Annotated in this window: 15 protein-coding genes and 1 tRNA gene; 14 read left to right on the forward strand and 2 right to left on the reverse strand. The window is 58.0% G+C overall.

All coding sequences use genetic code 11. The features are described from left to right. Positions 1 to 30 precede the first annotated feature (30 nt). From fdhF to AB1287_RS03675, 3 genes are read left to right on the forward strand one after another with little or no spacing between them, the layout of a single operon-like run. Positions 31 to 2,181: a formate dehydrogenase subunit alpha gene (fdhF, locus tag AB1287_RS03665; protein ID WP_435616969.1), complete on the forward strand. Its 2,151-nt coding sequence runs from the start codon at positions 31 to 33 to the stop codon at positions 2,179 to 2,181. Further along, complete coding sequence (gene hypF / locus AB1287_RS03670; RefSeq protein WP_435616970.1) at positions 2,181 to 4,409, forward strand: carbamoyltransferase HypF; 2,229 nt, start codon at positions 2,181 to 2,183, stop codon at positions 4,407 to 4,409. Before fdhF ends, hypF begins: the two co-directional genes overlap by 1 nt. After that, positions 4,406 to 5,422 (forward strand): HoxN/HupN/NixA family nickel/cobalt transporter, encoded by a 1,017-nt coding sequence (locus tag AB1287_RS03675; RefSeq protein ID WP_435616971.1) that lies wholly within the window; start codon positions 4,406 to 4,408, stop codon positions 5,420 to 5,422. Before hypF ends, AB1287_RS03675 begins: the two co-directional genes overlap by 4 nt. 169 nt (positions 5,423 to 5,591) lie before the next feature. Here AB1287_RS03675 and norW read toward each other — a convergent pair whose 3' ends face one another. Beyond that, positions 5,592 to 6,725 (reverse strand): NADH:flavorubredoxin reductase NorW, encoded by a 1,134-nt coding sequence (gene norW / locus AB1287_RS03680; protein ID WP_435616972.1) that lies wholly within the window; start codon positions 6,723 to 6,725, stop codon positions 5,592 to 5,594. Next, a complete protein-coding gene (gene norV, locus AB1287_RS03685) occupies positions 6,722 to 8,170 on the reverse strand; it encodes an anaerobic nitric oxide reductase flavorubredoxin (protein ID WP_435616973.1) in 1,449 nt (482 codons plus the stop codon). The genes norW and norV overlap by 4 nt, the downstream gene beginning before the upstream one ends. Positions 8,171 to 8,353: 183 nt before the next feature. On the opposite strand from norV, the gene norR reads away from it, so the two are divergent. From norR to AB1287_RS03740, 11 genes are all read left to right on the forward strand, one after another. Next, positions 8,354 to 9,874 (forward strand): nitric oxide reductase transcriptional regulator NorR, encoded by a 1,521-nt coding sequence (gene norR, locus AB1287_RS03690; protein WP_435616974.1) that lies wholly within the window; start codon positions 8,354 to 8,356, stop codon positions 9,872 to 9,874. A 95-nt stretch (positions 9,875 to 9,969) separates the two neighbouring features. Further along, positions 9,970 to 11,052, forward strand: coding sequence for a lytic murein transglycosylase B (gene mltB, locus AB1287_RS03695; RefSeq protein WP_435616975.1), 1,083 nt, complete (start codon positions 9,970 to 9,972; stop codon positions 11,050 to 11,052). A gap of 230 nt (positions 11,053 to 11,282) precedes the next feature. Further along, positions 11,283 to 11,960: a metal ABC transporter ATP-binding protein gene (locus AB1287_RS03700; protein ID WP_435616976.1), complete on the forward strand. Its 678-nt coding sequence runs from the start codon at positions 11,283 to 11,285 to the stop codon at positions 11,958 to 11,960. Continuing rightward, positions 11,957 to 12,817, forward strand: a complete 861-nt coding sequence (locus tag AB1287_RS03705) for a metal ABC transporter permease (protein ID WP_312628650.1) — start codon at positions 11,957 to 11,959, stop codon at positions 12,815 to 12,817. The genes AB1287_RS03700 and AB1287_RS03705 overlap by 4 nt, the downstream gene beginning before the upstream one ends. A gap of 14 nt (positions 12,818 to 12,831) precedes the next feature. Then, entirely contained in the window at positions 12,832 to 13,710 is an 879-nt protein-coding gene (locus tag AB1287_RS03710; protein ID WP_435616977.1) for a metal ABC transporter substrate-binding protein, read from the forward strand. Positions 13,711 to 13,847: 137 nt separating this feature from the next. Continuing rightward, the gene (pncC, locus tag AB1287_RS03715) at positions 13,848 to 14,345 is read left to right on the forward strand and encodes a nicotinamide-nucleotide amidase (RefSeq protein WP_435616983.1); all 498 of its coding nucleotides are present in this window, start codon (positions 13,848 to 13,850) and stop codon (positions 14,343 to 14,345) included. 73 nt (positions 14,346 to 14,418) lie between these two features. Further along, positions 14,419 to 15,477, forward strand: coding sequence for a recombinase RecA (gene recA / locus AB1287_RS03720; RefSeq protein WP_312628648.1), 1,059 nt, complete (start codon positions 14,419 to 14,421; stop codon positions 15,475 to 15,477). Positions 15,478 to 15,561: 84 nt separating this feature from the next. Beyond that, the gene (recX, locus tag AB1287_RS03725) at positions 15,562 to 16,062 is read left to right on the forward strand and encodes a recombination regulator RecX (protein WP_312628647.1); all 501 of its coding nucleotides are present in this window, start codon (positions 15,562 to 15,564) and stop codon (positions 16,060 to 16,062) included. A 133-nt stretch (positions 16,063 to 16,195) separates the two neighbouring features. After that, on the forward strand, positions 16,196 to 18,823 hold the full coding sequence (gene alaS, locus AB1287_RS03730) for an alanine--tRNA ligase (RefSeq protein ID WP_435616978.1): 2,628 nt from the start codon (positions 16,196 to 16,198) through the stop codon (positions 18,821 to 18,823). Positions 18,824 to 19,061: 238 nt separating this feature from the next. Then, positions 19,062 to 19,247, forward strand: coding sequence for a carbon storage regulator CsrA (gene csrA, locus AB1287_RS03735; RefSeq protein WP_000906486.1), 186 nt, complete (start codon positions 19,062 to 19,064; stop codon positions 19,245 to 19,247). Between the two features lie 333 nt (positions 19,248 to 19,580). Then, positions 19,581 to 19,673, forward strand: a tRNA-Ser gene (locus AB1287_RS03740). The last annotated feature ends 24 nt before the right edge of the window (positions 19,674 to 19,697 follow it).

The raw sequence follows: 19,697 nt of genomic DNA on the forward strand, positions 1-19,697 counted from the left end.
ACCCTTTCACTTTTAACAGGTCTGTTACTGATGAAAAAAATCACGAGTGTTTGTCCTTACTGCGGCGCAGGCTGCAAGCTGAAGCTGGTTGTTGATAACAATAAAATCCTGCGCGCGGAAGCCGCTGATGGCGTCACCAATCAGAATGAGCTGTGCCTGAAAGGCTACTACGGCTGGGATTTTCTCAACGATACCCGCCTGCTGACGCCCCGCCTGACCCAGCCGATGATCCGCTACGAAAAAGGGGGGAAACTGACCCCGGTCAGTTGGGAAGAGGCAATTCGCTATACGGCCAAAAAACTGAGTGAGATTAAAGCGAAGCACGGACCGCGCGCGATCATGACCACAGGGTCTTCGCGTGGCACGGGTAATGAAACAAACTACGTGATGCAAAAATTTGCCCGCGGCGTGCTGCATACCAACAACGTTGACTGCTGCGCCCGCGTTTGCCATGGGCCGTCCGTCGCCGGGTTGCAGGAAACCCTCGGCAACGGGGCAATGAGTAACTCCATCGGTGAGATTGAAGACTCGGCCTGCCTGCTGATCTTTGGCTACAACTGTGCCGATTCGCACCCGATCGTGGCCCGGCGGGTGATCAAAGCCAAAGAGAAAGGCGCAAAAATCATCGTCTGCGATCCGCGCAAAATCGAAACGGCGCGCATCGCCGATCGTCATTTGCAGATGAACAACGGCTGCAATATGGCGCTGGTGAACGCCTTTGCCTATGTTCTGCTGGAAGAAGAGCTGTACGACAAAGCCTGGGTGGCGCGGCATACCACCGGGCTTGAAGCTTATCGTGAAGTGGTGAAGGGCTACGCACCGGAAGCTGTGGAGGAACTCACCGGCGTGCCTGCCCGGCAGGTGCGTGAGGCCATGCGCATTTATGCTGCTGCGCCCACCGCTACCATCATGTGGGGAATGGGCGTCACCCAGTTTGGTCAGGCGGTGGACGTGGTGAAAGGGCTGGCTGGCCTGGCTTTGCTGACCGGCAACCTGGGGCGCAAAAACGTCGGCGTAGGCCCGGTTCGTGGGCAGAACAACGTACAGGGTGCCTGCGATATGGGCGTGCTGCCTAACCAGTTCCCGGGCTATCAGGACGTCACCGACGCGCAGGTGAGGGCCAAATTTGCCAAAGCCTGGGGCATCGACAGCGCGCTGATGGATGACAAAATCGGCGTGCGCATCACCGAAGTGCCGCATCTGGCGCTGGAAGGCAAGGTGAAAGCCTATTACATCATGGGCGAAGATCCATTGCAGACCGAAGCCGATCTTGGGCTGGTGCGCAAAGGGTTTGAGGCGCTGGATTTTGTCGTCGTGCAGGACATCTTCATGACCAAAACCGCCGAGCAGGCCGACGTTCTTCTGCCCGCAACCTCCTGGGGCGAACACGGCGGCGTCTTTACCTGCGCCGATCGTGGATTCCAGCGCTTTGAGAAGGCGATAGACCCCACTTACAACGTTAAGCGCGACTGGGAAATCATCAGCCTGATTGCCCGGGAGATGGGCTACCCGATGCACTACACCAGCAATCAGCAAATCTGGGATGAAATGCGCGAGCTGTGCCCGCTGTTCTACGGTGTGACGTACGAAAAAATGGGCGATATGGGGCACGTGCAGTGGCCATGCCCGACGCTCGATCATCCCGGCACGCCTTACCTGTATCAGGACAGCCAGTTCGACACGCCGGACGGAAAAGGCCATCTGTTTGCTGCGCAATGGCGTGCGCCTGCCGAAACGCCGGATGCGGATTTCCCGCTGGTGCTCTGCACCGTGCGCGAGGTCGGACATTACTCCTGCCGCTCGATGACCGGCAACTGCGCGGCATTGCAGTCGCTCGCCGATGAACCCGGTTTTGTGCAGATGAACCCGGAAGATGCGCAGCGGCTTGGCGTGAAGGATCGCGAACTGGTGTGGGTGGAGTCCCGCCGCGGCAAGGTGATCAGCCGGGCGAACGTCAGCAGCCGCACCAACGCCGGCAGCGTCTATATGACCTATCAGTGGTGGATTGGCGCCTGCAATGAACTCACTCAGGATAACCTCGATCCCATCTCCAAAACGCCGGAAACCAAGTACTGCGCGGTGCGCGTAAGCCAGATTGCTGACCAGCGCTGGGCGGAGAACTGGGCGCTGACGACCTACCAGGAGATGAAAACCCGGCTGCGGGAGGCCGCAAACGTCTGATGAAAGAGAACGGCATCGCCATTCGCGTACGTGGCAAAGTTCAGGGAGTGGGTTTCCGCCCTTTCGTCTGGCAAATGGCGCAGCGGCTGCAACGGTCAGGCAACGTCAGCAATGATGCTGAAGGGGTGCTGGTGCACCTCGCGGGTGCAGATGACGGTTTTGGTGCAGAACTGCTGGCGCATTGCCCCACGCTGGCGCGAATCGATGCCGTGGAAGTCAGCCCGTATCAATGGGCTGATTTACCGAAGGATTTCACTATTCATAACAGCGGAGCCGGGCGCATGAGCACGCAGATTACGCCCGATGCCGCGACCTGTCCGGCCTGTCGCGCAGAGCTGAACGACCCGGGCAACCGTCGCTATCGTTATCCGTTTATCAACTGCACCCACTGCGGTCCGCGCTTTACGATAATTCGTGCCATGCCTTATGACCGTCCTTTCACCGTGATGGCGGCGTTTCCCTTGTGTCCCGTCTGTGAACAGGAATACCGGGATCCGCGCGACCGCCGTTTTCACGCGCAGCCTGTAGCCTGCGAGGAGTGCGGCCCACAGCTGAGCTGGCAGTCGGGCACGCAAACAGCCTCGGGTGAGGATGCCCTGACGGCAGCGATCGGCCTGCTGGCCTCGGGCGGTATTGTGGCGATGAAAGGACTCGGTGGATTCCACCTTGCCTGCGATGCGGGCAATACGGCCGCCGTTGTGCGACTGCGCGAACGCAAGCGTCGACCGGCGAAGCCGCTGGCGGTGATGGTCACGCAGGCAAATACGCTGCCGGATCGGGCACAAAAATTGCTTAACACTCCGGCGTCTCCGATTGTGCTGGTGGCGAAAAATACCGTAGGTGGATTGTGCGATGGCATTGCGCCAGGGCTGGATGAAGTTGGCGTGATGCTGCCCTCTAATCCCATTCAGCATTTGCTGATGCAGGCGCTGAATCGCCCGCTGGTGATGACCTCCGGCAACCTTAACGGTAAGCCTCCGGCGATAACCAATGCCCAGGCGCTGGCGGATCTGGCAACTATCGCCGACGGTTTTTTGCTTCACAACCGGGATATTGTCCAGCGCATGGATGATTCGGTGGTGCGACAAAGCGGCGAAATGCTGCGGCGGGCCAGGGGCTTTGTGCCTGATGCGTTGCCGCTGCCGCCCGGTTTTGCCGATGTCCCCCCCATGCTCTGCTGCGGTGCGGATTTAAAGAACACCTTCTGCCTAGTGCGTGGACAGGAAGCGGTGCTGAGCCAGCACCTTGGCGATCTGTCCGGGGAGGGCGTTGAAGAGCAGTGGCGCAACGCGCTTGCGCTGATGCAGTCGATTTATGCGTTTACGCCTGAGCGCGTGGTGGTGGATGCGCACTCTGGCTACCGCTCCGTGCAGTGGGGCAAAGCGCTGGCTATCCCCTGTGAGGAAGTGTTGCATCACCATGCCCATGCGGCGGCCTGCATGGCGGAACACGGCTGGCCGCTTGAGGCCGGTGACGTGATTGCGTTAACGCTCGACGGCATCGGCATGGGAGAAAACGGCGAACTGTGGGGCGGAGAATGCCTGCGGGTGAACTATCGCGAGTGCGAGCACCTCGGCGGCCTGCCGGCGGTGGCGCTGCCCGGCGGAGATTTAGCCGCCCGCCAGCCATGGCGCAACTGGCTGGCGCAGTCTCTGGCGTTTGTGCCGGGCTGGGCTTTGCTTCCCGCATTTGAGGGAAAACCGGTGCAGGCGTTGGCTCGTGCGGTTGATCGAGGAATTAACTCACCGCGGGCGTCATCCTGCGGACGCTTGTTTGATGCCGTGGCGAGCGCGCTGGATTGTGCGCCGGAGATGCTGAGTTACGAAGGGCAGGCCGCTTGCCTGCTGGAAGCGCTGGCGAGGACAAGCGACAGCACGCAGCATCCGCTGACGCTGCCCTTTGAAAATAACACGCTGAATTTGCGTATTTTCTGGCAGCAGTGGCTGAGCTGGTCCGCCGCTGATGCCGAAAAAGCCTGGGCATTTCACGACGCGCTGGCCCGTGGGCTGGCGCAGATGATGAGCTTTCACGCGGAACGCTTCGGTATCACCACGCTGGTTTTCGGTGGTGGCGTGCTGCATAACCGGCTGCTGCGCGAGCGGCTGGCGTTTTATCTGTCTGGTTTTACACTTTTATTTCCACAGCGTTTGCCGGCAGGCGACGGTGGAATTTCATACGGGCAGGCAGTCGTTGCCGCCGCCCGCCTCGAGGAGAAGAGAGAAGGATGAAGCTGATTACGCTTTTACGTCAGCAGCCACGCGCTGCGCTGCTGGTTTTCGGATTAATCGTTGCCAATCTGGTGGCGTGGGCCTGGGCCTGGGACGTGTTCGGTCACAGCGGAGCCCTGATGGCCGCAAGCCTGCTGGCCTGGGGCTACGGCCTGCGTCATGCGGTGGATGCTGACCACATCGCGGCCATTGACTGCGTGACGCGTAAAATGATGCAGCAGGGCAAACGCCCGTTTGGCGTCGGAGCGTGGTTCTCGCTCGGGCATTCATCCATTGTGGTGCTGGCGTCGGCGGCGATTGCCGCGACGGCGACCGCCTTCCAGCAGCAGATGGGCTGGTTCCATGAAACGGGCAGCCTGATTGGCACTGCGGTGTCCGCGCTGTTCCTGCTGGCGATGGCTTTCGTCAACCTGGTCATTCTGCGTGGCGTCTGGCGCAGCTTCCGCGCGTTCCGTCAGGGGAAACCCTTCAACAGCGATCCGGTGGCCAGCGGCGGCATGATGGGCTGGCTGTTTGGTAAGACTTTCCGCCTGGTCGGTAAAAGCTGGCACATGTATCTGGTGGGTTTCCTGTTCGGCCTCGGCTTTGACACGGCTACGGAGGTTGGCGTGTTGGGGATCACGGCGGCGGGTGCCTCAAGCGGGATGTCTATCTGGAGCATCATGATCTTCCCGGCGCTGTTTGCAAGCGGCATGGCGCTGGTGGATACGCTGGATAACGTGCTGATGGTTGGGGCATACGGCTGGGCGTTCAACAAGCCGCAGCGCAAGCTCTACTACAACATGACCATTACCGGCACCTCGGTGGTGGTGGCACTGTTCATCGGCGGGCTTGAGGCGCTGGGTTTGTTGATGGATAAGTTTGGCTTCAGCGGCGGAGTGTGGAACGTGGTGGAAGCGCTGAACGACAATCTCGGCAACGCCGGGTTTATCGTCATCGGGCTGTTTATCGCCTGCTGGATCATTTCACTGGCGGTATACCGCTGGCGGGGCTACGACGCGATTAGCGTGTAAGATTTTTGGCCGTGTGATGTAGCCCGGTGGCAAGGTGAACAGCAAAAATCCTCGTTTTAGAGGATTTTTTAATGTTTGCACCCCTCGCCCTGTGGGAGAGGGGCAGGGGGAGAGGGCATCAGACCGCATGATTTGAATGCCGGGTAAGCGTAGCGCCACCCGGCATCTTTCAGGCAGAGAGCTGCTTCAGTAACCCAAATGCCAGCTTCATGTTTTCCTCACTGACCACGAATGCCCGCAGCCTGTCATCGCTGTCCACGCCCTGAGCAATCATGCCTTCGACGGTGGTTTCGATGCGCCAGCGCAAATCTGCTCCACGGGTGTTCCCTGCCAGATGCAGCGGCAGATCCGGTGTTTTCACCTTCACCAGCATGGGCGGGAGCTTCAGGTTTCCGCTCTCCCCGAGCAGATTTTTTGCCAGCGTTAATGCGCTCAGCAGAATCGGCTGCAGGAATGGCAAAACGCTGCCGTGGATCTCCGCGCAGTCGCCAAGGGCGTAAATGGCGGAATCGCTGGTCTGCAGCGTGCCGTCTACAACGATGCCGCGATTAACTGCGACGCCTGCTCTTTGGGCAAGGGCGATCTCCGGGCGCAGTCCGGCTGCGGCGATAACGGCATCCACCTCAATAGTTCGGTTTCTGTCGAGCTGCACGCGGATCCCGCTCTGCGTTTTTTCCAGCCCCTGAAGCTGGCTTTTGAGCAGCAGATGCACGCCCATCTCCGTCAGCCGGTGCTGAAGACGACTGCTGACTTCCGGTGGCATCAGCGCGGAGAGAATGCTTGCGGAGTTGTCCACCACGCTGACCGTTTTCCCGGCACGATTGCAGTCCATTGCCAGCTCGCTGCCAATCAGCCCTGCACCCACGATAAGCACCCGTTTTGCGTCATGCAGCTCCGCCTGGGCTGCGCCATACTCCTGCTGGCTGTTGAGCGTGACCATCAGCTCCTTGCCGGGAACCGGCGGAACAAAAGGCTGAGCGCCCGTCGCCAGCACCAGTTTGTCGTAACAGATGCTGTGCCCGTCGCAGTAAACCTGCTTACTTTTCGCGTCGATGTCCGTTACCCGCGTGTGCGGGAAAAGACGCAAATTATACTGCTCCGCGAAGTCACCCGCCGTTTGCAGCGTCAGGTCCGCAGCCTGCTGGCCGCGGCTTATCACATGGCTGAGATCCGGTTTGTTGTACTCATCCATGCTGTCGGCGGCAATCAGCGTCAGCGGCACCTGTACGTTCTGTTTGCGGATGTTTTTTACCAGCTGGCGGGCGGCGAAGCCCGAGCCAACGATAACGATGCCGTGGTTCATTTTGCCTCCGTGGCCAGTACGTCAAAGACCTCTTTACCGAGCGAGCATTCCGGGCACAGGAAGCTGTCCGGCACGTCGCTCCATGGGGTGCCAGGGGCGACGTCCTGGTTCGGTTCGCCTTTGGCCGGATCGTAAACCCACTGGCAGACGCTGCACTGCATTGATGGGCCAAGGTCAGCGGCCGCAGCGGCAGCGCAGGCGCAGTCCTGCTGTTCCTGTGTCGCTGTGGCTTCAGCGACCGGCAGCGGCGCAAGAGCCCATTGACGAGCGATTTCACGCCCATGTTCACGGCACACTTCCAGCGCGTCGAGATCCGGACGCCATTTGGCTTTCAGGCTCAGGGACATCTCAAAGCCGGCATCCTGCAGGCGGGTGGAAAGCCTGTCCACCGCACCGCCGCTCCAGCCGTGGGAGCCGAAGGCGCTGGCGCGCTTGTTGCGAAAACGCAGGCCGGTCATCTCTTCAACCAGCCCCGCAATTTTCGGCATCATCACGTTGTTCATGGTTGAGGTGCCCGCCAGCACGCCCTTGGAGCGGAAGACGTTGGTCAGCACGTCGTTTTTATCGCTTTTGGAGACGTTAAAGATCTTCACCGCCACGCGCGGGTCAACTTCGTTAATGCCCTGGGCAATGGCGTCGGCCATCATGCGGGTGTTGTTGGACATGGTGTCGTAGAAAATCGTGATGCGGTCTTCCTGATAATCCGCCGCCCATTTCAGGTACAGCTCGACGATTTGCGTCGGGTTATCGCGCCAGACCACGCCGTGGGAGGTCGCAATCATATCGACCGGTAAGTTGAAGCCAAGGATCTCGGTAATTTTCGGCGTGACCAGGCGGCTGAACGGGGTCAGGATGTTGGCGTAGTAGCGCTGGCACTGTTCGAAGAGTTCAGTCTGATCCACTTCGTCGTTGAACAGGCGTTCGTCGCAGTAGTGCTGGCCGAAGGCGTCGTTGCTGAACAGCACCGCGTCGCCGGTCATGTAGGTCATCATGCTGTCCGGCCAGTGCAGCATCGGGGTTTCGACGAAGATAAGCTGTTTGCCGTGACCGATATCAATCGTATCGCCCGTTTTCACCACGTTGAAATTCCATTCCGGGTGGTGGTGATGGCCGTTGATGGAGTCAATGGCGTTGGCGGTGCAGTAAATTGGCGTGTCCGGAATGCAGGACATCAGCTCGGTCAGCGCACCGGCGTGGTCTTCTTCGGCGTGGTTGATGATGATGCAGTCGATGTCGGCAAGATCGATCTCCGTACGCAGGTTCTGCACGAATTCACGGCTGAACTTGTGATCGACGGTATCGATCAGCACGTTTTTCTCTTCACGAATCAGGTAGCTGTTGTAGCTGCTGCCGCGCAGGGTTTTGTATTCGGTGCCATGAAAATCACGCACTTCCCAGTCGCGCTGTCCAACCCAGTGAATATTGTTTTTAACGTGAATAGCCATAGTGTCCTCAATCAGTCTTTTGGTTCAAAAAAGTGATTGAGCTATTACAAATTGCGTGCCAGTTTTTATCTTATTGATAATATTGATTTTATAAAATTAAGCGTTGTTGTTGTTTGTCGTTATGACTATCATCATGAAAGTCAAAAAGACAATGGTCATAGTCATAATGACACTGAGGCAGGCATGAGTTTTTCCACTGAAGCGCTGGCGAATATCGCCATCGAGCTGCAAAGCGATATCGGTCATCCGGATCGCTTTTCCCGTCTGATCACCACATTGCGACAGCTTTTAGGCTGCGATGCTTCGGCGCTGCTGCGCTATGAGGCGCATCAGTTTATTCCGCTGGCGATAGACGGGCTGGCGCAGGACGTGCTCGGGCGGCGTTTTTCGCTGGCAGGGCATCCGCGCCTGGAGGCCATCGCCCGCGCCGGGGATATTGTTCGTTTCCCGGCAGACAGCACGCTGCCCGATCCCTATGACGGCCTGATCCCCGGCCAGGAGAGCCTCAAGGTTCACGCCTGCCTTGGGCTGCCGCTGTTCGCCGGGCAGAACCTGATTGGCGCGCTGACGCTGGACGGCATGGACGCGCACCAGTTCGACAGCTACAGCGACGAAGAGCTGCGGCTGATTGCCGCGCTGGTGTCCGGGGCGCTGAATAACGCGCTGCTGATTGCGAGGCTCGAAAGCCAGAACGTCATGGTGAGCCAGGCGGGCGTTGAGCCGGTTTCCGGCGTTCAGGAGATGATTGGCCTGTCGGCACCGATGCTGCAGCTGAAAAAAGAGATTGAAATTGTGGCAGCGTCGGATCTCAACGTGCTGATTGGTGGCGAAACCGGCACCGGCAAAGAGCTGGTGGCGAAGGCTATTCATCAGCAGTCGCCGCGAGCCGTCAATCCGCTGGTTTACCTTAACTGCGCGGCACTGCCGGAAAGCGTGGCGGAAAGCGAGCTCTTCGGGCACGTGAAGGGCGCTTTTACCGGGGCCATCAGCCACCGCAGCGGCAAATTTGAAATTGCGGATAACGGCACGCTGTTCCTCGACGAGATCGGCGAGCTCTCTCTGGCGTTGCAGGCCAAGCTGCTGCGCGTGCTGCAGTACGGCGACATTCAGCGAGTAGGGGATGACCGTAGCCTGCGGGTAAACGTACGCGTGCTGGCGGCAACCAATCGGGATCTGCGTGAAGAGGTGCTCGCCGGGCGTTTCCGGGCGGACTTGTTCCATCGCCTGAGCGTGTTTCCTGTTGCCGTGCCGCCGTTGCGCGAGCGCGGGGACGACGTCATTTTGCTGGCGGGTTATTTCTGCGAACAGTGCCGGGCGCGGATGGGGCTTGGCAGCGTTGTGCTCAGTTCGGCCGCACGGGCGAAGCTGGCGGCCTGGCACTGGCCGGGCAACGTCCGCGAGCTGGAACATGCCATTCATCGTGCAGTCGTACTGGCGCGTGCGACGAGCAGCGGCGATGAAGTGACGCTGACTCCGCAGCATTTCGCCTTCGAGGGAGAGCCTGCGCCTGTGGTTCAGGCCAGCGAGGCCCTCGCAACGACGGTGAACCTGCGGGAAGCAACCGAAGCATTTCAACGCGAAGCGATTACTCAGGCGCTTGAAAGCCAGCAAAACAACTGGGCTGCAACCGCCCGTGCGCTCTCTCTGGACGTGGCGAATTTGCACCGGCTGGCTAAGAGGCTGGGCCTTAAAAAGTCACTTTAAACGAAATATTTGCCTCCGCCGCCCGCTGGCGCTTTCTTATCGTCGGCGGGATGTTTACCATGCTGATTCTTGCCGAATAGCTAAATGGATGTCACATGTTGAAGCGTCGTTATCTGACAATACTCCCGCTCTGCGTGCTGGTTGCCGCCTGTAGCAGCAAACCGAAAACCGCGGAAGCGCCGACCCCCTCCGCCCCGTCTTCCGGCGGTTTTCTGCTGGAGCCACAGCATAACGTCACCATGTTGGGCGGCGATTTTGCTAACAACGCGGCGGCAGAGCAGTTTGTCGATGCGATGGTCAGCAAGCACGGTTTCAACCGTCAGCAGCTGCATGAAATTCTTTCCCAGGCGAAGCGTCTCGATTACGTGCTGAACCTGATGGACCGACAGGCGCCCACCGCGCAGGTGCCAACCGGGCCAAACGGCGCATGGCTGCGCTATAGAAAGCAGTTTATTACGCCGGATAACGTGCAGAACGGCGTGGCGTTCTGGAATCAGTATCAGGATGCGCTCAACCGTGCCTGGCAGGTATACGGCGTGCCACCGGAGATTATCGTCGGCATTATTGGCGTAGAAACCCGCTGGGGCCGCGTGATGGGCAAAACCCGAATCCTTGATGCGCTGGCGACGCTCTCCTTCAACTACCCACGCCGGGCGAAGTATTTCTCCGGCGAGCTGGAAACCTTCCTGCTGATGGCCCGTAACGAACAGGACGATCCGCTGGATCTGAAAGGCTCCTTTGCGGGCGCGATGGGCTACGGTCAGTTTATGCCGTCGTCCTATAAGCAGTTCGCCGTGGACTTCAACGGCGACGGGCACATCAACCTGTGGGACCCGGAAGATGCGATTGGCAGCGTCGCCAACTACTTCAAACAGCACGGCTGGGTGAAGGGCGATCGGGTGGCGGTCATGGCTTCTGGCCAGGCGCCGGGCCTGGAGAACGGCTTCAAAACAAATTACAGCGTGTCGCAGCTAGCTGCCGTCGGGTTGTCTCCTCTGGAACCGCTTGGCGATCATCAGCAGGCCAGCCTGCTGCGGCTGGATATCGGTACCGGTTATCAGTACTGGTACGGCCTGCCGAACTTCTACACCATCACTCGCTATAACCACAGCACGCATTACGCGATGGCCGTCTGGCAGCTCGGCCAGGCCGTGGCGCTGGCGCGCACTCAGCAGTAATCCTCTTTCCCCTCCGTCCGGAGGGGAATCTGAAACATTTCGATACAGCCTCAGCCTGCGTCACCGATTTACATCTCTCTCTGATTTCAATATTGTTATGTTATAACATTTTTGAGGTTTGAGATGATCCCCTTTTCCCTGTTTAACGCTTCCAGCCTGCTGCGGCTGGGCGTAGCGATTCTTCTGCTGGCGTTTCTTTGGTTGGCTATTGGCTGGGCGGTGGCGCTGCCATGATTGAACTTGATCATCTCGTAGCGGGTTACGAGCGGCGGGCAATCACGCCTGCGCTGTGCGGCGTTTTAGCCAAAGGATCGCTGACGGCGATTGTCGGCGTGAACGGCTGCGGTAAATCGACGCTGCTGAAAACGCTGGCGGGTTTTATTCCTCCCGTCAGCGGGCAACTGCGATGGCGCGAGGGCAGGCCGGTCATCGGCTGGCTGGCTCAGCGTCACATGCTGGAGTCGCAGTTTCCGCTTAACGTTTACGATGTGGTGAGCCAGGGCGCATGGCCGCGCGTGTCGCTGTTGCGTGGGCTGAATGTGCAGGCGCGCAGAAACATCGCTATCGCTCTGGAACGCGTTGGCCTGGAAACGCTCGGCTCATCTCCCATTGAAGCGCTGTCCGGCGGCCAGTTTCAGCGAATGCTGTTTGCCCGGGTGCTGGTGCAGCAGGCGCCGCTGGTGATGCTGGATGAGCCCTTCACCGGCATTGATGAAGCCACCAGCCAGATGCTGATGGAGCTGATTCTGGACATGCATCGCGGCGGGCAAACCGTGCTGGCGGTGCTGCACGATAACCAGCGGGTCGCCTGCCATTTCCCGGAGACGCTCTGGCTGGAATCGGAACATGCACGCTGGGGTGAAACACCTCCTGTTCTTGCTGCCTTTGACGCTGCGAGGCGCGCATGATCTGGCACCTTTTCTTCCAGCCTTTCATTGAATTTGGCTTTATGCGGCGGGCTCTGGTGGTCTGTCTGGCACTGTCGGTGAGCACAACTTTGCTCGGCGTGTTTCTGCTGCTGCGGCGGATGAGCCTGATGGGAGATGCGCTCTCGCACGCTATTTTGCCCGGCGTGGCGGTGGGCTATTTGCTGAACGGGATGTCGCTGCTGGCGATGACCGTTGGCGGCTTTATCGCCGGGATTGCGGTGGCGCTGATTGCCGGCTGGGTCAGCCGACGCACGCCGCTGAAGGAAGATGCCAGCTTCGCCGGGTTCTACCTGGGCTCTCTGGCGCTGGGCGTGACGCTGGTTTCGCTGCGCGGGTCGAGCGTCGATCTGCTGCATCTTTTGTTCGGCTCAATTCTGGCGGTGGACAACAACGCGGCGCTGTTCGTGGCGGGCGTTGCCAGCCTGACGCTGATCGTTCTGGCGCTGCTTTACCGTGGGCTGGTGAGTGAGGCGTTCGACAGCGCCTGGCTGGAGGTTAACTCCCGCCGCCTGCCTTCGCTGCTGCATGGCCTTTTTCTGGCGCTGCTGGTGATTAACCTGGTGGCCGGTTTTCAGGTGCTGGGCACGCTGATGGCGGTGGGCGTGATGATGCTGCCCGCGATTGCCGCCCGCTGCTGGGCGAGGACGCTTCCGGGAATTTTGCTCTTTGCGGCGGTGAGCGGCGCGTTTTGCGCCTGGCTCGGCCTGAGTCTTTCCTGGTCAGCCAATTTGCCCGCCGGGCCGTCAATCGTGCTGACCGCCAGCATTCTGTTTTTCATTTCGGTGTTTTTTGGCACGCGCAGCCGGCTGGCCTTCAGCCTGCGGGCGCTTTTTTAACGCAAGGGGAAACGATGAAAAGAACGGGTTTGATTCTGGCACTGACGCTTGGTGTACTGTCGCAGGGCGTAATGGCGAAAACGCTGAACGTAGTAAGCAGCTTTTCGGTGCTTGGGGATATGGTGCAGCAGGTTGGTGGGGAACATGTGCATGTGGACACGCTGGTGGGGCCGGACGGCGATCCGCATACCTTCGAACCGTCACCGCAGGACAGCGTTTTGCTGAGTAAAGCTGACGTGGTAGTGGTGAACGGCCTTGGGCTGGAAGGCTGGCTGGACAGGCTGATCAAAGCCTCGGGCTTTAAAGGCGAGCTGGTCGTCGCGTCGAAAGGCGTGAAGACGCACACCCTTGATGAAGACGGTAAAACCGTGACCGATCCGCACGCGTGGAACAGCGCTGCCAATGGCGCGTTATATGCGAAAAATATTCTTGCCGGGCTGGTGAAAGCCGATCCGCAGGACGAAGCGGCGCTGAATGCCAGCGGACAGAAATACATCGCCGAGCTTATGCAAATCGACGCCTGGGCAAAAGCTCGCTTCACGGCTATCCCGCAGGCGAAACGCAAAGTGCTGACCAGCCATGATGCGTTCGGCTATTTCGGCCGCGCCTATGGCGTCACGTTCCTTGCGCCGCAGGGGCTTTCGTCGGAAAGCGAGGCCAGCGCGGCGCAGGTGGGCGCGCTGATTCAGCAAATTAAAGCAGACGGCGTGCATACCTGGTTCATGGAAAATCAGCTCGACCCGCGCCTTGTGAAGCAGATTGCGACGGCAACGGGAGCACAGCCGGGGGGCGAACTTTACCCTGAGGCGCTGTCGAAACCCGGAGGCGTGGCGGACAGCTATGTCAAAATGCTGCGGCACAACGTAGAGTCCCTCGCCAATAGCATGAAGTAATTCTGAGTCTCGCCCCGATTTATCGGGGCGCTGTACGTTTTTTCTGAAGCGCCCTCGTAAAATGTCCACGCCGTCTCCCTCCTGAAGCAGAAAATGGTATCTTGTTCAGCATCTTTTTCAGGCTGCGAGAAATGATGATGATCGACAGTGAATTGATGGCACTCAGCGAACAGGTTGGGCTGGCGCTAAAGGCGCAGGGCGCGACCGTCACTACGGCGGAGTCCTGCACCGGCGGCTGGATAGCCAAGGTATTGACGGACATTTCCGGCAGTTCCGCCTGGTTTGAACGCGGGTTTGTGACCTACAGCAACGAAGCCAAATCACAGATGATTGGCGTGGGTGAAGACACGCTGCTAAACCACGGTGCGGTCAGCGAACCTGTCGTGGTAGAAATGGCGATTGGTGCACTTCGCGCGGCGCGTGCCACCTATGCGCTTTCCGTCAGCGGTATCGCCGGGCCGGATGGCGGCAGCGAAGAGAAGCCGGTGGGAACCGTCTGGTTTGGCCTCGCCAGCGCAAACGGGCAGGGCTTTACCCGCAGAGAATGCTTCAAAGGTGACCGCGAAGCCGTGCGTCGACAGGCCACCGCCTATGCCCTGCAGCTGCTGTGGCAACAATTTCTACAAAACACTTGATACTGTATGACCATACAGTATAATTGCGTCAACAAAACAGAATTTACGCGGTAACACCCGGACAGGAGTAATAATGGCTATCGACGAAAACAAACAGAAAGCGTTGGCGGCAGCACTGGGCCAGATCGAAAAGCAATTCGGTAAAGGCTCCATCATGCGCCTGGGTGAAGACCGTTCCATGGATGTGGAAACCATCTCCACCGGTTCGCTTTCTCTGGATATCGCTCTGGGGGCTGGCGGCCTGCCGATGGGTCGTATCGTTGAAATTTACGGGCCGGAATCCTCCGGTAAAACCACGCTGACCCTGCAGGTTGTGGCAGCGGCGCAGCGCGAAGGGAAAACCTGTGCGTTCATCGACGCCGAGCACGCGCTGGACCCGGTTTATGCTCGTAAGCTGGGCGTGGATATCGACAACCTGCTCTGCTCTCAGCCGGATACCGGTGAGCAGGCGCTGGAAATCTGTGATGCGCTGGCGCGCTCCGGTGCGGTAGACGTCATCATCGTTGACTCCGTAGCGGCGCTGACGCCAAAAGCGGAAATCGAAGGCGAAATCGGTGACTCTCACATGGGCCTCGCGGCACGTATGATGAGCCAGGCGATGCGTAAGCTCGCAGGTAACCTGAAGCAGTCCAATACCCTGCTGATCTTCATCAACCAGATCCGTATGAAAATTGGCGTGATGTTCGGTAACCCGGAAACCACCACCGGCGGTAACGCGCTGAAGTTCTACGCCTCCGTACGTCTCGACATCCGTCGTATCGGCGCGGTGAAAGAGGGCGACAACGTAGTGGGTAGCGAAACCCGCGTGAAGGTGGTGAAAAACAAAATTGCTGCACCGTTCAAGCAGGCTGAATTCCAGATCCTCTACGGTGAAGGCATCAACTTCTACGGTGAGCTGGTTGACCTCGGCGTGAAAGAGAAACTGATCGAGAAAGCCGGTGCCTGGTACAGCTACAACGGTGACAAAATTGGTCAGGGTAAAGCGAATGCTATCTCCTGGCTGAAAGAAAACCCGGCTGCGGCGAAAGAGATTGAGAAGAAAGTTCGCGAACTGCTGCTGAACAATCAGGACGACAAACCTGCCTTCGCCGTTGACGACAACAGCGTTGAAGAAACCAACGAAGATTTTTAATCTTCGCTGAGGTAAAAAGGGCTGCTTATGCGGCCCTTTTGCTTTTTTGGCCGTTGACTTTGATACAGAGGGAAAAGGCTTGCCATGACTGAAAATTCACCCCGTCGTTCGGCCTATGCCCGCCTTCTGGATCGGGCGATTCGCATACTGGCGATGCGCGATCACAGTGAAAAAGAGCTGCGTCGTAAGCTGGTTGCGCCCGTCTTAACCAAAAACGGCCCGGAACCGATAGATGCGCCTGAGGAAGAGGTTGAAAAGGTAGTTGCCTGGTGTCTGGAAAGTCACTATCTGGACGATGCGCGCTTCACTCGTCAGTTTATCGCCAGCCGCAGCCGCAAGGGCTATGGCCCGGCACGCATCCGCCAGGAGCTAAATCAAAAAGGCATTGATCGCAGCGATATCGAACAGGCGATGTACGACTGTGAAATCGACTGGATGACGCTGGCCCGCGACCAGGCCGAAAGAAAATTCGGAGAGCCGCTCCCCACGGTTTTTGCCGAAAAGGTGAAAGTACAGAGATTTCTGATCAATCGCGGCTATCTGATGGAAGATATCCAGCAAATCTGGCGAAATATTAACGACTGAGTCACTCGGTATTTTACTTCCGTTGCAGGAAAACTTATCTTATTCCCACTTTTTTCCGTAAGGGTTGCCTGACTGTGTAAAAACTGTTCAGCTGCCGCCTGTAACAATCCGTTAGCGTGATTCCAGGATAATTATGAGCAAGAGCACCGCTGAGATCCGTCAGGCGTTTCTCGACTTTTTCCATAGCAAGGGACATCAGGTAGTTGCCAGCAGCTCCCTGGTGCCAAACAACGACCCGACTCTGCTGTTTACCAACGCCGGGATGAACCAGTTCAAGGATGTGTTCCTTGGTCTCGACAAGCGTAATTACTCCCGCGCGACCACCTCGCAGCGCTGCGTGCGTGCGGGTGGTAAACACAACGATCTGGAAAACGTCGGTTATACCGCGCGTCACCATACTTTCTTCGAAATGCTGGGCAACTTTAGCTTCGGCGACTACTTCAAGCACGATGCTATCCAGTACGCCTGGGAGTTGCTGACCGGTGAGAACTGGTTTGCGCTGCCAAAAGAGCGTCTGTGGGTCACCGTGTACGAAACCGATGATGAAGCCTTTGAGATCTGGGCCAACGAAGTGGGCGTTCCGCGTGAGCGCATCATTCGCATCGGCGATAACAAAGGTGCGCCGTACGCGTCAGATAACTTCTGGCAGATGGGCGATACCGGTCCTTGCGGTCCGTGCACCGAAATCTTCTTTGACCATGGCGACCACATTTGGGGCGGCCCTCCTGGTAGCCCGGAAGAAGACGGCGATCGCTACATCGAGATCTGGAACATCGTTTTCATGCAGTTCAACCGCCAGGCCGATGGCACGATGGAACCGCTGCCGAAACCGTCAGTAGACACCGGCATGGGCCTCGAGCGTATCGCGGCGGTGCTGCAACATGTGAATTCCAACTATGACATCGATCTTTTCCGCACCCTGATTCAGGCCGTGGCGAAAGAGACCGGTGCAACCGATCTCAGCAATAAATCCCTGCGCGTTATCGCCGACCACATTCGCTCCTGCGCGTTCCTGATTGCGGATGGCGTGATCCCGTCGAACGAAAACCGTGGCTACGTGCTGCGTCGTATCATTCGTCGCGCAATCCGCCATGGCAACATGCTCGGCGCGAAAGAGAGCTTCTTCTGGAAACTGGTTGGCCCATTGATTGACGTCATGGGGTCCGCAGGTGAAGAGCTGAAACGCCAGCAGGCGCAGGTTGAGCAGGTTCTGAAAACCGAAGAAGAGCAGTTTGCCCGCACGCTTGAGCGTGGTCTGGCGCTGCTGGACGACGAACTGGCGAAACTGAAAGGCGATACGCTGGACGGCGAAACCGCTTTCCGTCTGTACGACACCTACGGCTTCCCGGTTGACCTGACGGCCGACGTTTGCCGCGAGCGCAACATCAAGGTCGATGAAGCCGGCTTTGAAGCTGCGATGGAAGAGCAGCGCCGTCGCGCGCGTGAATCCAGCGGCTTTGGTGCCGACTACAACGCTATGATCCGCGTGGACAGCGCATCTGAATTTAAAGGCTATGACCATCTGGAACTGAACGGCAAAGTGACCGCGCTGTTTGTGGACGGCAAAGCTGTCGACAGCATTGCCGCAGGCCAGAACGCCGTGGTTGTGCTGGATCAGACTCCGTTCTACGCAGAGTCCGGCGGTCAGGTAGGCGATAAAGGCGAACTGAAAGGCGCAGGTTTTACCTTCTCCGTTAACGACACGCAGAAATACGGCCAGGCAATTGGTCATCTGGGGACGCTGAACAGCGGTTCTCTGAAAGTGGGCGATGCGGTTCAGGCGGATGTCGATCAGGCTCGTCGCGCTCGTATTCTGTTGAACCACTCCGCGACGCACCTGATGCACGCGGCGCTGCGTCAGGTGCTCGGCACCCACGTTGCGCAGAAAGGCTCTCTGGTAAATGACAAAGCGCTGCGCTTTGACTTTTCACACTTTGAGGCCATGAAGCCGGAAGAGATCCGCGCAGTGGAAGATCTGGTCAACGCCCAGATTCGCCGCAACCTGCCGATTGAAACGCATGTCATGGAACTGGAAGACGCGAAAGCGAAAGGTGCGATGGCGCTGTTCGGTGAAAAATATGACGAACGTGTCCGCGTGCTGAGCATGGGGGACTTCTCCACCGAACTGTGTGGTGGTACGCATGCTTCCCGCACTGGCGATATCGGCCTGTTCCGTATCACTTCTGAATCCGGTACCGCCGCTGGCGTACGCCGTATTGAAGCAGTGACCGGTGAAGGTGCAATCGCAAGCCTGCACAACCAGAGCGACGTGTTAAGCGACGTGGCGCAGCTGCTCAAAGGCGACAGCCACAACGTGACGGAGAAAGTACGTTCTGTCCTGGAGCGTACCCGTCAGCTGGAAAAAGAGCTGCAGCAGCTGAAAGAGCAGGCTGCCGCGCAGGAGAGCGCAAACCTCTCCAGCAAAGCGGAAGAGATCAATGGCGTTAAGCTGCTGGTAAGCGAACTTGCTGGCGTTGAGCCGAAGATGCTCCGTACTATGGTCGACGATCTGAAAAACCAGCTGGGCTCCACGATTGTGGTTCTGGCGACGGTCGCAGACGATAAGGTTTCTCTGATTGCGGGGGTCTCTAAGGATGTGACCGATCGCGTGAAAGCAGGGGAGCTGATTGGTATGGTCGCCCAGCAGGTGGGTGGTAAAGGGGGCGGTCGTCCTGATATGGCGCAAGCCGGTGGTACGGATGCAGCGGCTCTCCCGGCCGCACTGGCCAGCGTGAAAGGCTGGGTCAGCGCAAAACTGTAACAACATAAACGAAATAGGCGCCAAAACCCCCGGGTTGAGGCGCCTTGCAATAGCTAGACTGACAACGATAAAGTCAGGTTGAAATTGTGTAAATCGGCTAAACTTACGTTTAACAGAATGTAATGCCGTGACTGCTTATACGTTTACGTATTTGTCATCGCTTACTTTTTGGCGTTATATGATGGATAATGCCGGGATACAAGAGACCCGACTCTTTTAATCTTTCAAGGAGCAAAGAATGCTGATTCTGACTCGTCGAGTTGGTGAGACCCTCATGATTGGCGATGAGGTCACCGTGACAGTTTTAGGGGTGAAGGGCAACCAGGTACGCATCGGCGTAAACGCCCCTAAAGAGGTTTCTGTCCATCGTGAAGAGATCTACCAGCGTATCCAGGCTGAAAAATCCCAGCAGTCCAGTTACTAATATTTCCGCGTCTCACTTCCCGGTGAGACGCAACATTCCGGTTTCACCTCTTTTCCTCTCTCCTGTTCCCCATTTGTTTTCTTTGTCCTGAATTCATCATGCTTTCAATCCGCCTGGCGTTTCTGCAAGCGGCTTAGTACAGGTTTTTCCGTGGTGCTTTGTGTTGATTAATCGCTCTTTTTGCCGTTTTTGCAGGCTAATTGGACGTGAAGTGTGCAAACGATAAAAGGTCTGGAAAAATTGTTTGACTTATAAGTCCCAGAAAGTAATATGTGCGCCACGCAGCGACGAGAAGCTCTTACGAGTAACTCGAAGCACTCGAAAGAGGCGTGTGGTGAGGTGGCCGAGAGGCTGAAGGCGCTCCCCTGCTAAGGGAGTATGCGGTCAAAAGCTGCATCCGGGGTTCGAATCCCCGCCTCACCGCCATTTTGCATCCGTAGCTCAGCTGGA

Source organism: Scandinavium sp. UTDF21-P1B, assembly GCF_040750395.1.
Classification (GTDB): domain Bacteria; phylum Pseudomonadota; class Gammaproteobacteria; order Enterobacterales; family Enterobacteriaceae; genus Scandinavium.

Bases quoted from the DNA above. Each gene is read 5' to 3' on its own strand.
- hypF (WP_435616970.1), top strand. From the start codon at position 2,181: ATGAAAGAGAACGGCATCGCCATTCGCGTACGTGGCAAAGTTCAGGGA.
- recA (WP_312628648.1), top strand. From the start codon at position 14,419: ATGGCTATCGACGAAAACAAACAGAAAGCGTTGGCGGCAGCACTGGGC.
- recX (WP_312628647.1), top strand. From the start codon at position 15,562: ATGACTGAAAATTCACCCCGTCGTTCGGCCTATGCCCGCCTTCTGGAT.
- AB1287_RS03710 (WP_435616977.1), top strand. From the start codon at position 12,832: ATGAAAAGAACGGGTTTGATTCTGGCACTGACGCTTGGTGTACTGTCG.
- csrA (WP_000906486.1), top strand. From the start codon at position 19,062: ATGCTGATTCTGACTCGTCGAGTTGGTGAGACCCTCATGATTGGCGAT.
- pncC (WP_435616983.1), top strand. From the start codon at position 13,848: ATGATCGACAGTGAATTGATGGCACTCAGCGAACAGGTTGGGCTGGCG.
- norV (WP_435616973.1), bottom strand. From the start codon at position 8,170: ATGGCTATTCACGTTAAAAACAATATTCACTGGGTTGGACAGCGCGAC.
- AB1287_RS03705 (WP_312628650.1), top strand. From the start codon at position 11,957: ATGATCTGGCACCTTTTCTTCCAGCCTTTCATTGAATTTGGCTTTATG.
- mltB (WP_435616975.1), top strand. From the start codon at position 9,970: ATGTTGAAGCGTCGTTATCTGACAATACTCCCGCTCTGCGTGCTGGTT.
- AB1287_RS03675 (WP_435616971.1), top strand. From the start codon at position 4,406: ATGAAGCTGATTACGCTTTTACGTCAGCAGCCACGCGCTGCGCTGCTG.
- norW (WP_435616972.1), bottom strand. From the start codon at position 6,725: ATGAACCACGGCATCGTTATCGTTGGCTCGGGCTTCGCCGCCCGCCAG.
- alaS (WP_435616978.1), top strand. From the start codon at position 16,196: ATGAGCAAGAGCACCGCTGAGATCCGTCAGGCGTTTCTCGACTTTTTC.
- norR (WP_435616974.1), top strand. From the start codon at position 8,354: ATGAGTTTTTCCACTGAAGCGCTGGCGAATATCGCCATCGAGCTGCAA.
- AB1287_RS03700 (WP_435616976.1), top strand. From the start codon at position 11,283: ATGATTGAACTTGATCATCTCGTAGCGGGTTACGAGCGGCGGGCAATC.
- fdhF (WP_435616969.1), top strand. From the start codon at position 31: ATGAAAAAAATCACGAGTGTTTGTCCTTACTGCGGCGCAGGCTGCAAG.